11 protein-coding genes (1 of these 11 only partly in view) are annotated in these 15,909 nt (G+C 51.1%); 9 read left to right on the top strand and 2 right to left on the bottom strand.

The features are described 5' to 3' along the window. The first annotated feature begins 106 nt into the window (after positions 1-106). From clpB to ACJJI0_RS18535, 3 genes are all read left to right on the top strand, one after another. Complete coding sequence (gene clpB, locus ACJJI0_RS18525) at positions 107-2,710, top strand: ATP-dependent chaperone ClpB (RefSeq protein WP_444883725.1); 2,604 nt, start codon at positions 107-109, stop codon at positions 2,708-2,710. 347 nt (positions 2,711-3,057) lie between these two features. Next, on the top strand, positions 3,058-4,155 hold the full coding sequence (locus ACJJI0_RS18530) for an efflux RND transporter periplasmic adaptor subunit (RefSeq protein WP_444883726.1): 1,098 nt from the start codon (positions 3,058-3,060) through the stop codon (positions 4,153-4,155). Positions 4,156-4,173: 18 nt separating this feature from the next. Further along, entirely contained in the window at positions 4,174-7,245 is a 3,072-nt protein-coding gene (locus ACJJI0_RS18535; RefSeq protein WP_444883727.1) for an efflux RND transporter permease subunit, read from the top strand. A 20-nt stretch (positions 7,246-7,265) separates the two neighbouring features. On the opposite strand, the gene ACJJI0_RS18540 is transcribed toward ACJJI0_RS18535, so the two are convergent. After that, positions 7,266-8,330, bottom strand: a complete 1,065-nt coding sequence (locus ACJJI0_RS18540; RefSeq protein WP_444883728.1) for an AraC family transcriptional regulator — start codon at positions 8,328-8,330, stop codon at positions 7,266-7,268. A gap of 252 nt (positions 8,331-8,582) precedes the next feature. On the opposite strand from ACJJI0_RS18540, the gene ACJJI0_RS18545 reads away from it, so the two are divergent. Then, the gene (locus ACJJI0_RS18545) at positions 8,583-9,800 is read left to right on the top strand and encodes a hypothetical protein (protein ID WP_444883729.1); all 1,218 of its coding nucleotides are present in this window, start codon (positions 8,583-8,585) and stop codon (positions 9,798-9,800) included. A gap of 19 nt (positions 9,801-9,819) precedes the next feature. Continuing rightward, entirely contained in the window at positions 9,820-10,899 is a 1,080-nt protein-coding gene (locus ACJJI0_RS18550; RefSeq protein ID WP_444883730.1) for a DUF4785 family immunoglobulin-like domain-containing protein, read from the top strand. Between the two features lie 10 nt (positions 10,900-10,909). Here the strand turns inward: ACJJI0_RS18550 and ACJJI0_RS18555 are convergent, their stop codons facing one another. Then, on the bottom strand, positions 10,910-11,389 hold the full coding sequence (locus ACJJI0_RS18555; RefSeq protein ID WP_444883731.1) for a DUF4124 domain-containing protein: 480 nt from the start codon (positions 11,387-11,389) through the stop codon (positions 10,910-10,912). A 459-nt stretch (positions 11,390-11,848) separates the two neighbouring features. Here ACJJI0_RS18555 and ACJJI0_RS18560 point away from each other — a divergent pair, with 459 nt between their 5' ends. From ACJJI0_RS18560 to pssA, 4 genes are all read left to right on the top strand, one after another. Beyond that, entirely contained in the window at positions 11,849-13,585 is a 1,737-nt protein-coding gene (locus ACJJI0_RS18560) for an acetolactate synthase 3 large subunit (protein ID WP_444883732.1), read from the top strand. An 11-nt stretch (positions 13,586-13,596) separates the two neighbouring features. Continuing rightward, on the top strand, positions 13,597-14,088 hold the full coding sequence (gene ilvN, locus ACJJI0_RS18565) for an acetolactate synthase small subunit (protein WP_252084471.1): 492 nt from the start codon (positions 13,597-13,599) through the stop codon (positions 14,086-14,088). A 24-nt stretch (positions 14,089-14,112) separates the two neighbouring features. Next, positions 14,113-15,138 (top strand): ketol-acid reductoisomerase, encoded by a 1,026-nt coding sequence (gene ilvC, locus ACJJI0_RS18570; RefSeq protein ID WP_444883733.1) that lies wholly within the window; start codon positions 14,113-14,115, stop codon positions 15,136-15,138. Positions 15,139-15,250: 112 nt separating this feature from the next. Next, a protein-coding gene (pssA, locus tag ACJJI0_RS18575) for a CDP-diacylglycerol--serine O-phosphatidyltransferase (RefSeq protein ID WP_252084473.1) crosses the window boundary here: on the top strand, positions 15,251-15,909 show its 5' portion. It continues 217 nt past the right edge of the window; 659 of the gene's 876 nt are visible here — the first part of the coding sequence; its start codon is at positions 15,251-15,253; its stop codon lies beyond the right edge, outside the window.

Consider the following 15,909-nt stretch of genomic DNA (forward strand, 5'->3'; position numbering starts at 1 on the left):
CCTCCCGCCCCTATTTTATTTCCCAACACTACACTGAAGCGTGGCGCCGCTTGGCTGCTATCGACCCAGTACTACACAAAATCCCCGAGTAGGAGAGGTTGCATTCATGCGTATAGACAGAATGACAAACCCGCTGCAGGCAGCTTTTGCCGATGCACAATCTCTGGCCGTTGGCAGAGATCACAACCAAATTTATCCAGAGCACCTATTGCTTGCGCTGCTCAACCAAAATAACGGCAGTGTGCCTGCATTTTTGTCGCAGGCCGGATTTAATCTAAATGGTCTGCGCAATGACCTGGCTAAAAGGCTGGATAACCTGCCAACTATCAGCTCCCCCACTGGGGACGTAGGTATGTCGCAGGAGCTGATGCGCCTGATGAACCTCACGGATAAAAAAGCGCAAAAAAATGGTGATAGTTTTATTTCCAGTGAGACAGTTTTACTCGCTGCGTTTGATTCTGCTGCAGGGGAAATTGCCAAAATACTCAATGCCAATGGCGACTTAAAACAATTAGAGGCAGCGATACAAAAAGTGCGTGGTGATGAAAAAATTGACGATCCCAATGCGGAAGAGGCACGCCAGGCACTAGACAAGTACACCTTAGATCTGACCGAGCGCGCAATAGCCGGCAAGTTGGACCCGGTGATTGGTCGCGACGATGAAATTCGTCGTACGATACAGGTATTGCAGCGTCGCACTAAAAACAACCCGGTACTGATCGGTGAACCCGGTGTGGGAAAAACCGCGATTGTCGAGGGGCTCGCTCAGAGAATTGTGAACGGTGAGGTTCCCGAGGGCCTCAAAGACAAGCGTCTGTTGTCATTGGACTTGGGCGCTCTACTAGCCGGCGCCAAGTTCCGTGGAGAATTTGAAGAGCGCTTAAAAGCTGTTCTCAATGAGCTTTCCAAGCAGGAAGGGCGGATCATTCTGTTTATTGATGAGCTGCACACCATGGTGGGGGCTGGCAAAGCTGAGGGTGCTATGGATGCCGGTAATATGCTTAAGCCGGCTCTAGCGCGCGGTGAGTTGCACTGTGTTGGCGCCACAACCCTGGATGAATATCGCCAGTACATCGAGAAAGATGCGGCCCTTGAACGTCGCTTCCAAAAGGTACTGGTGGATGAGCCCACCGAGGAAGATACCATTGCCATATTGCGGGGATTAAAAGAACGCTACGAAGTGCACCACGGTGTGGATATCACCGACTCGGCCATCATTGCTGCCACCAAATTGTCCCAGCGTTATATTACCGATCGTCAGCTGCCGGACAAAGCCATCGACCTGATCGATGAAGCGGCTAGTCGTATCCGCATGGAAATAGATTCCAAGCCGGAATCGATGGATAAACTGGAGCGCCGTTTAATCCAACTTAAAATCGAACGCGAGGCAGTCAAAAAAGATAAAGATGACGAGGCCACACAGAAGCGCTTAGCCAAGTTGGAGGAGGAAATTCACCAGCTGGAAAAGGAATACTCCGATCTCGAGGAAGTTTGGAAAGCGGAGAAATCCCAGCTTGCGGGTAGCCACGACCTGAAAGAGAAACTGGAACAGGCCAAGTTGGATATGGAATCGGCGCGCCGCGCCGGTGACTTAACCCGAATGTCGGAGCTGCAGTACGGTGTTATCCCACAGCTGGAACAGCAGTTGAAGTCTGCTGCAACCCATGAGGCTAGTGAAGAGCCGCGCCTGTTGCGCAATCGGGTGACCGATGAAGAAGTGGCCGAAGTTGTTTCTCGCTGGACAGGTATCCCGGTTTCCAAAATGCTGGAGGGCGAGCGGGAAAAATTGCTGCGTATGGAAGGCGAGCTTCACAAACGTGTTATAGGCCAGGGTGAAGCGGTGGAAGCTGTCGCCAATGCGGTGCGGCGCTCCCGCGCGGGTCTCGCCGATCCTAATCGCCCCAACGGCTCTTTCCTATTTCTGGGCCCCACCGGAGTTGGTAAAACTGAGCTCTGTAAGGCGCTGGCACAATTTCTCTTCGACACCGAAGATGCCATGGTGCGCATCGATATGTCGGAATTTATGGAAAAGCACTCAGTGGCCCGCCTGATAGGCGCACCTCCGGGGTATGTGGGTTACGAGGAGGGCGGCTACCTGACTGAGGCAGTGCGTCGTAAACCCTACTCGGTGGTATTGCTCGATGAAGTGGAAAAGGCACATCCGGATGTATTCAATATCCTGCTGCAGGTGCTGGATGATGGTCGCTTGACCGATGGCCAGGGTCGTACCGTGGACTTTCGCAATACTGTTGTAGTGATGACTTCCAACTTGGGGTCGGACCTGATCCAAAAATTTGCCAGCGCCGAGAGTGGTGATGACCTGGATGCCGAAATTCGTTATCGACAGATGAAAAATGCGGTGATGGAAGTGGTGGGCAATCACTTCCGCCCAGAATTTATTAACCGTATTGATGAGGTAGTGGTATTCCACCCGCTGGATAAGGCGGAAGTGCGCTCCATTGCGGAAATTCAGTTGCGACAATTGTGCCGCCGTCTGAGCGAGCGTGATCTGAAGCTGGAGGTTTCCGAGGGCCTGTTGAATAAGCTTGCTGAGGTGGGCTTTGATCCAGTCTATGGCGCGCGGCCACTGAAACGGGCGATACAAATCTGGCTGGAAAACCCACTGGCGCAAGATGTGCTCGCAGGTAAATTTACTCCCGGCACCACTATCCACGCGGATGTCGAGGGTGATCGGGCGGTATTCCGCTAGTCGGTATTATTCGTTTGTCTGTCGATGAAACAGGTAGTTATACATCTGTTTCATCGACTCTTAGAGTAGGATATTTCGTTTTCTTCCTCCTTCTTTATTTCGCTCAAAAATTGGGTGCAGGTACCTATCTTTCCACCATTATCGTCACTTCCGTCCCTTCCATGGCGTTCAAATATCATTTCAGGCTAATCCAATGAGAGTCTAACAATACGCACGGGATTTTCTTTATAAACTAAATCTGGTGGTCTGTTCAGTTGGTGGCTCCCAGAGTCAGACTTCCCGTCTTGTTGATCCGCGGCATTGTTGTGAATGATCGGGGGTAAATTATCAGTAAACGCATGGTGCTAATGCTGCTCGGGTGCCTGGTACTTTTTGGCGGTATTTTTGCGTATAAATTTATTGCCCAGCGCATGGTGAATCAATTTCTGGACAATATGCGTTTGCCGGCTCCTACAGTGACCTCGGCGAAGGCGCAGGTGCAAAATTGGCCAGAGGATTTAAGCGGGGTTGGTACAGTCCGTGCCGTCAATGGTGTTGAGGTTACGACAGAGGCCGAGGGTGTGGTTAGTGCTATCCACTTCAAGTCCGGCCAGTATGTACACAAAGGCGACCTTCTCGTGGAAATATTCGCCGAGCCGGAGAAAGCACAGCTGCAGGTTCTGGATGCTGAGCTGCGTTTGGCAAGGCGCAATTATGCACGAATTAAAACGCTTACCGCGCGTGGTGTGACCACCGAAGCAGAGCTCGATAGTGCACGTAGCACCTTGGATCAGGTAGTGGCCAATATCGAGGTACAGCGCGCCAGGGTGGATCAGCGTAGAGTGCTGGCGCCTTTTAATGGTGTTCTAGGAATACGCCGTATTGATCTTGGGCAGAATGTTAGCCCCGGGGACGCGGTAGTCACTCTTCAACAGCTCACGCCTATCTTTGTCGACTTTTCCCTGCCAGAGCAGAAATACTCTCTGGTTAAGGAGGGGATGCCAATCAGCCTGACTACCGATGCTTTTCCCGGTAAAACCTATCTGGGGAGAATTACCGCGGTAGACCCCAGAGTAGATAGGGCCAGCCGCAATTTCCTGATACAGGCTACGCTCGAAAACCCCAAGAAGCACCTGCGCCCAGGTATGTTTGCCCAGGTTTCTGTAAAAATTGAAGCCAGCCGTCGAGTACTTTCGGTCCCCCGAACGGCCCTGTTGTTTGCTCCCTATGGCGTATCGGTCTTTGTGTTGGAAACGGATGCCTCTGATAACAGTATCACCGCAAACAAACGTTTTGTTAAAACCGGGGAGGAGCGCGGTGATCTGGTGGAAATTGTAGAAGGATTGCTACAGGGCGATGAGGTGGCCAGCAGCGGCTTGCTCAAATTGCGCAACGGTGAGGCTGCGGTAATCAACAATGAGAACAAGCCGCCAGAGGACCCATCTCCCACTCCTGAAAACAGTTAATTTCTACTGGGTGTTGCGGTGAATTTTACAGAAATATTTATTCGTAAACCGGTATTAGCTTCAGTAGTCAGTTTATTTATTTTTCTACTGGGTTTGCGCTCAATAACTGAATTAAATATTCGCCAGTATCCGGAACTGGAGAATGCAGTTATTACAGTCACTACTATCTATGTGGGAGCAGACTCCGATCTTGTACAGGGATTTATTACCACGCCGCTTGAACAGGAGATTGCAACGGCGGATGGCATAGATTACATGGTATCTACCAGCGTACAGGGGCTCTCGACCATCAATGCCTATGTACGATTTGATTACGACCCCAACGAGGTGCTGACTCAAATTGTTGCCAAGGTAAATAAATTGCGCAGCGACTTGCCCGAAGAGTCTGAGGATTCCAGTGTGGAGATGCAGCAGGGGGAAACAACCGCTGCCATGTACCTTTCTTTTTCCTCGGAGATCCTCGCTAACAATCAAATTACCGATTACTTAGTTCGGGTTGTGCAGCCCAAGCTGGCCACTATAGCCGGCGTACAGCGTGCACGTTTGCTTGGGGACAGTACTTTTGCTATGCGCGCCTGGTTGAAGCCTAAAGAAATGGCTGCGTTGGAGGTGACACCTGAAGACGTAGCCAATGCCCTGCGTAATAACAATATCCTTTCTGCAGCGGGGGCTACCAAGGGCTCTAGAGTAGCTATAGAAATACGTGCAGACACGGATATTTCCCGCCAAGTGGATTTTCAAAATCTGGTGGTGCGTGCGAGCGGCGATCAATTGGTAAGACTTAGAGATGTAGCGGATATTGAGTTGGGAGCGGAGACTTACGATAGCTCGGTGACATTTAACGGGCAATCTGCCACTTTTATTGCTATTGAAGTCGCCCCCAATGCAAACTCCTTGGATGTTATCAAACATGTACGGGAAAAGCTGGAGAGTGAAATTTTTCCCCAGCTACCGGAGGGGATGCAGGGAGAAATTCCCTATGACAGTACTGAGTATATTCAGGACTCTATTTCTGAGGTGGTGCGTACCATTGTCGAGGCAGTGATCATCGTTATCGTGGTCATCTACCTGTTTCTGGGGTCTTTGCGCAGTGTTTTGATTCCTGCCATCGCGCTTCCTCTTTCCCTAGTGGGTGCAATGTTTCTGATACTGTTGATGGGCTTTTCCATCAACTTGCTAACTCTGTTAAGTATGGTGCTGGCTATTGGCATAGTCGTGGATGATGCGATTATCGTTTTGGAAAATGTGCACCGCCATATTGAAGAGGGGCTCACGCCTCGCGAAGCAGCCATTGTAGGGGCTCGAGAACTAGCATGGCCAGTAGTAGCCATGACTACCACTTTGATCGCCGTGTATATTCCTATTGGCTTTCTCGGTGGCCTTACCGGAACTCTGTTTATCGAGTTTGCGTTTTCTCTCGCCGGTGCCGTGCTGCTATCGGGTGTGGTCGCGCTAACACTTTCACCAATGATGGCTTCTAGGATACTGAAGCCGCGTGACGGTGGGGGGACACGCTTGGAGGCCTGGTTGGAGCGGCGCTTTGCGAATTTACAGAAGGGTTTTGAAAAGCGCTTGCACAACGCATTAGAGGAACGCAGCGTTATTTTGCTTTTCGGTTTGATTGTTTTGGTGAGCTGTTATTTTCTTTTTATTACTTCACCGCAGGAGCTGGAGCCTACAGAAGATCGGGGTTTGGTCCTCACTATATCCACAGCAGATGCTTATGCCACACTGGATTATGTTGAGCAATATACAGGGGAGTTGGTGGATATTGCTGATCTCTATACTGAGGTGGAAAATATTTTCCTGCTCAATGGCGCCGGTACTTTTAGCAGTGGTGTCAATAATGCTACGGCGGGCTTTGTATTAGGGCCCTGGGAAAAGCGTAAACGTGACACTGCACAAATGCAGGAACTAATCAGTGAGGATGTGCGCAACATCGCTGGTCTTAAAGTGGCTGTGGTTGTGCCGCCGAGCTTGCCCACTGCAGGTGGTCAACTGCCGGTGGAATTTGTTATCGGGGCAACAGAGCCAGTGGAGAATCTCGCCGATGTTGCCAGTGAGATCATGGCAAAGGCCTTGCAAAGCAGGAAGTTCATTTTTCTGGACTCCGATCTGAAAATTGATAAGCCTAAGGTCGTTATTGAAATAGACCGAGAGAAGGCTGCGACTATGGGGGTGGATATGGTGAACCTTAGTCGTGACTTGGGGGCAATGCTTTCCGGTGCTTATGTTAATCGCTTTTCACTCGATAATCGTAGTTATAAGGTGATCCCCCAGGTCGAGCGAGTTGATCGCCTGACTCCTGCCCAGTTGAAGCAATATTATATCCGGGCGATTAACGGGGACCTGGTTCCTATTAATACTCTGATTAATCTACGCCAAATCGTTGAACCACAGCAATTAAAACGCTTCCAGCAACTTAATGCGGTTACGATATCCGGAGTGCCGCGCCCAGGTGTCACCCTAGGTGAAGCGTTGGACGTTTTGGAAAATGCGGCGAGGCAAATACTGCCAGCCGAGTATTCTGTGGACTACTCCGGTCAATCCCGTCAATTCAAAACGGAAGGTTCTGAATTGGTCATAACTTTTTTCTTCGCACTGATAGTAATTTATCTGGTGCTGGCGGCCCAGTTTGAGTCCTGGCGCGACCCTCTCATTATGTTAGTGACTGTCCCGATGAGTGTGTGCGGCGCTATGATCTTTGTAAGCCTGGGTCTAACCACACTTAATATCTACACCCAGGTGGGACTGGTGACTCTAATCGGCGTTATCTCCAAGCATGGAATTCTAATTGTGGAGTTTGCCAATAAATTACAAATGGGGGGAGTGGATAAGCGTACCGCTATAGAGGAGGCTACTTCTATTCGTCTGCGGCCGGTATTGATGACAACGGCATCACTGGTGCTGGCAATGGTGCCACTGTTGATTGCTTCAGGGCCCGGTGGTGGGGCCCGTTTTGCCATGGGGCTGGTCGTCGCCTCGGGTATGACGATTGGCACATTGTTTACCCTTTTTGTGGTGCCTGCCATGTATCTTTATTTGGGGCGGGATTACGAAAAGATAAGGGCACAAGTGCAGGGCAATTAATGGCCTCGCGCATGATACTTTTAAGCGTCAAGGATACCCCTTGTGGTGTTACTACGGCGGAACTCACTGGGAGTAACTCCCTCGTGTTTTTTAAAGAAGCGGGTAAATACCGCGCGCTCGGCAAAGTGCAGCTTTATTGCGATACTCTCGACAGATTCACTGGAGGACAGCAGTAGGCGTTTGGTCAGGGCCAGGGTGACACTGTCTTTTAGCTCCTGAAAAGTAACTCCCTGTTCTTTCAATCTCCTTTGCAGGGTGCGGCCGCTGGTGCGAAAGTGAGCGGCGGCCTGTTTAATGGTGACTTCTTCGCGGAGAATGTGTTTTTCCAGCCATGAGCGCAGGCTCGCGGCTAAGTTGTAACTCGATAGCGTATTGTGTAAAACAGTTTTTAAAACATTTCGGCTCTGGCTACGCAGTAACTTGTGGTAGCTGGGGATAGGAAAATCCAGTGTTTCAGAGCCAAGAATAATGGCGTTGGTATCGCAGTCAAATTCTACTGGGCTTTGGAATATACGGGCATAAATAGAATCATCCTCGGGTTTTGGTCTGCGCAACTTAACACCGCATACCTCAGTAAACTGGGGGTTCAGCGTACGCAATAATTCCGCGATTCGGGCCATTAACATTTCGGCAAAGAAATGGTTTACCGGTTCGCTAAATAATTCTAAGCGCCATTGCAGAGTGAGGACTTCACATTCTTTTTCTTGTCTTGTTTCGAATCTTAGTAGCGGCGCCAGGGTTTGCGATAAAACAATTTCCGCAGGGCGCAGTATTTCCCGTGGCCGCCGCAGGGAGGGTTGCGCCTCGATAATGGTTTCTTCCAGCCACAAGATAATAGGAAAGCGACTGAAACTGAGTCCCGGCGAAGAAACTGGGGAAAGTGCTACCAGGTTTTCAATCAGCGCATTGAACTCGCTGTAACTCAGTCGCTCGTTCTCGCGGGGATTCCAGCTAAATGCGAAAGGCAGCCGCTCAATTAGAGTACCAATAGGAATACCCAGCCGCGCAGCAGCTGTAACGAAATAGGGTGCAAATATTTTAGGCACGCCGGCATGGCCGGACATATTTTTATTCTGGTCTCTCATGACTCTTTGCCGTCCGGGTGGCGTTAATTCGATCATAGCAAAGGCGTATCAATCTAAGAAAACAATAATGTGAATTATGACGAACCGGTCGCCTCATGTGGCGCACTTGATCATCCTGTGGCGCCATAAATCCTATTGCGGCACCCACCTCAGCAGATAAGTTGCAGGGGTCTGCAGCGTGTTGCGAAACGGATACCTCGAGACTCTGCGGTCAGTAAATATCCACTTATAAAATTATAAAGGTCAATAACCATGACACTGTCTAAACGACTGGGCGCAGGCCTGTCTGTTTTTTTTGCTGCGATGGTAGGCACTTCTGCAGCGGTAGCCGAGAACTGCTACATCCTGGTCCATGGACATGGAGTCGAGGGGCATACAACCAGTACAGCGAGCGATGGGAGTTTAGTGCAACCGGCACTGGACTATTGGAGCGAAACCTATTTCGATGAATATAAAAACAGCAGTTTTATCGACCAGCTGCTAATCAGCGGCGGCAATTACGGAGTAGTGGGGTACAACTCTACCGATGAGGGTGAGCTGCCCTACTGGCACGATAAAACCTCCGGTGAAATTGCACGGCAAATTATTCAGATCCGCAGTGGAGCCGGAGACAGGTTCGAACACGAAAACCAGTGTTCTGCCGATGATACCTTCTGGATTATTTCCCACAGCCAGGGCGCTGCGCAGATGATGTATATCGCTGGCAACGCTGTTGAAGGATCACCTTACTACAACCGTGCTTACAATCAGTACGACACAGATACTGAAGTACAGGATGTTAAAAAGTGCTCGACAACTTGGTGGGGTAGCAAGAGCTGTAAAACCGTTTCTGAGGAAGTGCAGGTTGCCAGCCTGAGTGATGCCAACGCGGTTACTGTGGATTTTGATAGTGCGATTAGTGGAGTGGCTGCGATCTTCACCACTGGTGGAGCAATCACCGGTACCGAGGGCGTGGATCGTATCTGTAATGGCACTTGGTATGACGAGGTGATCAATGACCTCTTCTTTGGCAGGGAGTGTGCCGCGGTGCGCTATATGCAGACCAACGATATTTATACCGTGCGTAATTACGTGGGCACTAATCTGGGTGCGCCTGTCTACACCATTGGCGGCTACGCGGGCTTTCCCGGTGCAGAAAGCGTTTCCTCGGCACTGTTGAATGGTGAAGATGATGGTTATATTAATCTCGCTTCCCAGATGAACTGTTCTGGTTCCGGCAAACGAAGCCTCTGGTCAAACCTCAAGCAGTACGACACCTTCATGGGTATTGCCTACGGCAGTGCCACCTTCTCCTGTGACAACGACAATAAGGGTACGGCTCGTTCCTACAATCTGGCCAGCATTTATACCGATCACGATGCTCAGCGCAATGGCGGTATTTTGTCTCCGGATTACGATGGCATTCCCGATGGTTTGAATTGTGGGGTTGGTAAAAACAGCGCCGGCCGAATTGCCGCCTGTACTCAGTAATTTTTGCGGGAGCTAGCCCATGTCCGTCAGCAACAATCGCCTCAAGGGGCGCTTAGCCATCCTGGGATCCATTGTCTTTATCGCCGCAGCCGTGGCTTATTGGTTCACTGGTGAGGGTGGGGAAGTATCCACAGCGGTTGTTGCCAAGGCGGAAGCTGGCGGGCTCCATGCCCCGCAGCCACAGAGGGCCGAGCTTCAAGAGGTAGCGCTGGTTGAAGAGAAACCGGTCGAGGATAAATCTGTTCAGGTTTGGCAGGAGATCCAGGCGCGGCCGGTCAAGACCGAGTTGCACCAGTCACTGCTCTCTGATCTGGCAAAATTTCACCGCTATCCACCGGAAAATCGCGCGATCAAGAGCGCTTCGCAGGATCCGATTTCCCAGACCCATGCCCCAGACCAGCGCACTACCTACAGTGACAATGGAGACACCTTGACCCTGTGGACTGATCAGAAGTTCTATCTGTATGGTGATACCGTGCGTGTCTTCGCCTTTCAGACCGATAGCGATGGTGTCAAGGTACCAGCGGACCTGACCGCCCTGATGGTGTTGGATGACCAACATGTGCTGGGTTCACTGACCTTTGAAGATGGTAACGGGGACTTGGTTTACGAGGCGGAGATAGAGGCGGGAGCTTACCAAGGGCAGTCGCTGCCAACGGGTATTTATAAGATCATCGTGGATACGGATATCGATGGCCTGCGCGATGCAGCGGCATTTACACTGTCAGAGGATACGGGCAGCTATACCGGCAACTTGCGAGACTCGCTTACCAGTGAGGGTAATTTACTAGTGGAAGCCGAAGTGGAAATATTGCAACAGGGCCGTTTTTACTTCCGTGGTTCCCTCTACAACGATGAGCAGACGCCCATTGGCAGCACCCAATATGCGGTTGAGCTTTCTCCAGGGCGCCACTGGATCCCCTTCGAATTTTACGGTCTGATGATCCGCGATGCCGATCAGGATGGCCCCTATCTGGTTAAGCAGCTGAGTATTGCGCGGGTGACGGTGCCCAGGGCAGATAGGCTGTTTGAACCCGGCTATTACACCGAGCGTTACAGCCTGGAGCAGTTTAACGAAACGCCTTATAAAGAGCTTTAAAAGCTAGGGCTTAGCAGTTATCGCGAATACTCTGTTTTTCCTTGGTAATGCGTTCCTGGCGTTCATCTTCTCCCAACATACGGTGATTGCCCTGTTCGTCGATTTCACGTACCCGGGCGTGGGTAGTCAGGGCTTTCAGGTTTTTCTGGGAGGACTCACAGCGTTGTGCGCGTGCAGCTGCCTGGGCGCGGGCTACTTGCTCATCCACTTTTGAGGGGCCTTGGGCTTCTTGTTTTGTGGTATTTTTTCTCTCGGGAGTGGGCTTGGCAGCCACTTGTTTGGCTTTTTCTGCAGCTATCGCAGCCTGTTGTTCCGCTTCCCATTGTTTGTAGCGCTCCGACTTCGGCTTCTTTATAACTTCAACCTCAGTGCTACTGGGTGGCTGCTCCCCAAAGTGCACCACGCCGTTCTCATCCACCCACTTGTAGATGCCGTTGGCTTGAGCGGCCAGTGCCAGGCCGGAGAATAGCATTGCGAGTGCGATGCGCATCGGATTACCCCTCATCGTTGTATCTTTCCTTACCCGACATATTGTACCGGTAACAGTGGACTTTCCTGTAACTCTCTTAACACTTTCAGTCATGTCTATTGACAGTCAATGTTGGATTGGCAAAATCGACTGTTTCCTCGGCGAGTAGTCGTCTCCGCACACCCGCGGCCAGGACACTAGCACAGGTGGACCACCCCTCCGCCGCAATTCCGCCGAGAGGCTCTCCCTACCCCTGGAGGCCTGCTAGCCTGCAATTCGGACACCGCCGTGTCGGTTTCAGGCTGGGTGTTTTACTGCGCGCGATGATCTCATCCTAAAAATCGGCATGTAAACACGCAACAGGCTGATATCTGTCATCATTTTCCTTTACAATTGCCGTTCAACATTCTTGTTGTTCGTTCGGTTAGCGGTTCTTTGGTGATGGCTATCCTACCAACTAGGTGAATTGAGGAGACTCAAGTGGAATTACTTTCCGGCGGCGATATGTTGGTTCGCGCGCTGCAGGATGAAGGGGTAGATCTGATTTTTGGCTACCCGGGCGGTTCGGCACTGCATATCTATGACGCCATCTTTAGGCAGAAGTCCATCAAACACATTTTGGTGCGGCATGAACAGGGTGCTACTCACGCTGCAGACGGCTATGCCCGCTCAACAGGCAAGGCGGGTGTTGTACTTGTGACCTCGGGTCCAGGGGCCACGAATGCGATTACCGGAATTGCGACCGCCTATATGGATTCGATTCCTATGGTGGTGATTTCGGGTCAGGTGCCCAGCGATAAGATCGGTGAAGATGCCTTTCAGGAAACCGATATGGTTGGGTGCTCGCGGCCAATCGTAAAGCACAGTTTCCTGGTGAAGAACGCCGAGGATATTCCCGAGATCGTTAAGAAAGCTTTCTATATAGCCACGACTGGCCGCCCTGGCCCTGTGGTGATTGATGTACCCAAGGATGTAACCAACCCCGCCGAGCGCTTTCCCTATCGCTACCCGGATAAGCTGCGCATGCGCTCCTATACGCCGGCGGGCAAGGGCCACAGTGGACAAATTCGCAAGGCGGTGGCGTTGTTGCTATCGGCGCGGCGACCGGTAATTTACGCTGGCGGTGGTGTGGTTCAGGGGGATGGCTCCGAACTGCTCACTGAGTTGGCTCGCCATTTGAATTATCCCGTGACCAATACCTTGATGGGACTCGGCGCTTTTCCCGGTAGCGATAAACGTTTTCTCGGTATGCTCGGCATGCATGGCACCTTCGAGGCTAATACCGCTATGCATCATGCAGATGTCATTCTGGCGGTGGGAGCGCGTTTCGATGACCGCGTTACCAATACTCCCAGCAAATTTTGTCCGGGAGCCAAGATTATTCATATTGATGTGGACCCGGCTTCTATTTCCAAAACCATCGTCGCCGATATTCCCATCGTTGGTACTGTGCAGTCAGTACTGGCTGATATGCTGGAAGCCTTTAAATCCAGTGAGGAACAGCCGGACCAGTCAGCAATCGTTGACTGGTGGCGTCAGATAGACGACTGGCGTGAACGTCACGGCCTCTATACCGTTCCGCGATACAAAACTGACGGCGCCCTGATCATGCCGCAGGAGGTCATTCGTGCGGTTTACGATATCACCGAGGGCGATGCCTTCGTGACCTCTGATGTTGGACAACACCAGATGTTTGCCGCCCAGTATTACCATTTCGACAAGCCGCGCCGTTGGATTAACTCCGGCGGGCTCGGCACCATGGGTTTTGGTCTGCCTTCTGCCCTGGGGGTGAAGATTGCCCACCCAGATAAAGAAGTTGTCTGTGTGACCGGTGAGGGCAGTATCCAGATGTGTATTCAGGAATTGTCCACCGCTACTCAATACCATCTGCCGGTTAAGATTCTGTGTCTCAATAACCAGGCACTAGGCATGGTGAAGCAGTGGCAGGAAATGCAGTACGAAGGGCGCCTTTCCAACAGTGTCTACGAAGAGTCTCTGCCGGACTTCGTCAAGCTTGCAGAAGCCTATGGCCACCTGGGTGTGAAGATTGAGCGAAGAGAAGACCTGCATGAAAAACTGCAGGAGGCCTTTGCGCATAAAGACCGCACGGTGTTTATCGATGTTTATGTCGATCCCTCTGAGCATGTCTACCCGATGCAAGTCATGCCGAGTGGTTCCATGCGTGATATGTGGCTGAGCAAAACCGAACGGACATAGGGGTTAGGGAAATGCGGAGAATTATTTCGGTTTTGATGGAGAACGAGCCGGGAGCGCTATCCCGAGTTGTGGGATTGTTTTCCCAGCGCGGCTACAACATTGAGAGCTTGACTGTGGCGCCTACAGAAGACGCCACTTTGTCACGTCTCACCATGGTGACCATAGGTGATGATCACAAGATCGAGCAGATAACAAAAAACCTCAACAAATTAATTGATGTGGTGAAGCTGGTTGACCTTACTGAAGGCTCTCACATTGAGCGGGAATTATTGCTGGTAAAGGTGCGCGCCAATGGAGCCCAGCGCGATGAGGTCAAACGAAGTGTAGATATTTTTCGTGGGCAGATAGTGGATGTTACCAGCAGTATGTACACGGTTCAGGTTGCCGGTACCGGTCAAAAACTCGATGCATTTTTACAGGCATTGGGAGAGCACACCATTATGGAAGTCGTGCGCTCCGGGGTTTCTGGAATTGCCCGCGGTGAAAAAGTATTAAGTGTTTAGATAGCAGGAAATAGGAATTTAGTCATGCAAGTTTATTACGATAAAGATTGTGAACTTTCTTTAATTCGCGGGAAAAATGTTGCGATTATCGGTTACGGTTCTCAGGGGCATGCCCACGCCAATAACCTCAAGGATTCCGGTGTAGAAAATATTGTTGTCGGTTTGCGCAAGGGTTCTGGCTCCTGGAGCAAAGCGGAGAGTGCCGGCCTGCGTGTTGCCGAGGTAGAGAGTGCGGTCAAAGATGCTGATGTGGTAATGATTCTGGCACCGGATGAGTACCAAGCCAATATTTACAAAGAGCAAGTGGCCCCCCATTTAAAATCTGGTGCGGCACTCGCCTTTGCTCACGGGTTCAATGTGCATTTCGAACTGATTGAGCCGCCGGCAGATATAGATGTCATTATGATTGCGCCAAAAGGTCCCGGGCATACTGTACGCTCCACTTATCTTGAAGGGGGCGGTGTGCCAACTCTGATTGCGGTTTATCAGAATGCTTCCGGCAATGCGAAAGAACTGGCACTTTCCTACGCCAGTGCAAATGGTGGCGGCCGTTCTGGAATTATTGAAACTAATTTCCGTGAGGAGACTGAGACAGATCTTTTTGGAGAGCAGGCTGTATTGTGCGGGGGGGTTTCCGCCCTGGTGACCGCTGGTTTCGAAACTCTGGTTGAGGCCGGTTACGCGCCTGAGATGGCCTATTTCGAGTGCCTACATGAGCTGAAGTTGATTGTCGACCTGATGTATCAGGGCGGTATTGCTGACATGCGCTATTCTATTTCCAATACTGCAGAGTACGGTGATTATGTCACTGGGCCGCGGATTGTTACCGATGAGACTAAAGCAGAAATGCAGCGCGTTTTGAAGGGTATTCAGACCGGGAAATTCGCAAAGGACTTTATGTTGGAATCTCTCGCTGGACAGCCGCGCTTAAAGGCTGAGCGCCGCATTGGTGCAGAACATCAAATTGAGCAGGTGGGTGCCAAGCTTCGTGCCATGATGCCCTGGATCAAAGCGAATAAAATTATTGATCGGACAGAAGGCAACGGTTGAGAACTGTTTAACTAAAAAGACGGCGGGATACCCCGCCGTTTTTTTTTGCCCTGTGCCCACACAGGGCAATGGCGTACACTCGCTGGCTGCAAAATGCATTAACGGAGAGTCTATGAGCGTTCAAGGGGATGATAAGCAGCCCGAAGACCCAATTAGTGGTCTGAATGAGGAAATTCGTCTGCCCGTCGACGAGCACATTGAGGAAGAGGTTGCAGAGAATGGCAAAAAGGTGCGCGCGCGCGGTGTCTATCTCTTGCCCAACCTAATCACCACCGGAGCCCTTTTTAGCGGTTTCTACGCAATTATTGCCGGTATGAGCGGTAACTTTGAGGCTGCCGCGATCGCAATTTTTGTGGCTATGGTTTTGGATGGCCTGGATGGGCGGGTTGCACGTCTGACCGACACTCAAAGTGCCTTTGGTGTGCAATATGACTCCCTCTCTGACATGGTTTCTTTTGGCCTTGCTCCAGCTCTGGTAGCTTTTAGCTGGGGGTTGGATTCTTTGGGCAAATTTGGCTGGGCTATCGCATTTTTGTATGCGGCTTGCGCCGCCCTGCGCTTGGCCCGATTTAATACCCAGGTAGATACCGTCGATAAAGGGGTATTTATTGGTCTTGCCAGTCCAACAGCTGCGGCAATTGTTGCCAGCATGGTTTGGGCTGGCCACGATCTCGATGTCGGTGCGGGTTTGGCAATGATCGCCGCATTGGTAACCGCCGTGGCAGGGCTTTTAATGGTCTCAAATTTCCACTATACAAGCTTCAAGGGACT

It is taken from the genome of Microbulbifer mixtoriginis (SeqCode) (assembly GCF_052466695.1).

Coding starts and splice junctions, on each gene's coding strand:
- ACJJI0_RS18555 (WP_444883731.1), bottom strand. CDS start 11,389: ATGCGCATCGCACTCGCAATGCTATTCTCCGGCCTGGCACTGGCCGCT.
- ilvN (WP_252084471.1), top strand. CDS start 13,597: ATGCGGAGAATTATTTCGGTTTTGATGGAGAACGAGCCGGGAGCGCTA.
- ilvC (WP_444883733.1), top strand. CDS start 14,113: ATGCAAGTTTATTACGATAAAGATTGTGAACTTTCTTTAATTCGCGGG.
- ACJJI0_RS18545 (WP_444883729.1), top strand. CDS start 8,583: ATGACACTGTCTAAACGACTGGGCGCAGGCCTGTCTGTTTTTTTTGCT.
- clpB (WP_444883725.1), top strand. CDS start 107: ATGCGTATAGACAGAATGACAAACCCGCTGCAGGCAGCTTTTGCCGAT.
- ACJJI0_RS18530 (WP_444883726.1), top strand. CDS start 3,058: ATGCTGCTCGGGTGCCTGGTACTTTTTGGCGGTATTTTTGCGTATAAA.
- ACJJI0_RS18550 (WP_444883730.1), top strand. CDS start 9,820: ATGTCCGTCAGCAACAATCGCCTCAAGGGGCGCTTAGCCATCCTGGGA.
- ACJJI0_RS18540 (WP_444883728.1), bottom strand. CDS start 8,330: ATGAGAGACCAGAATAAAAATATGTCCGGCCATGCCGGCGTGCCTAAA.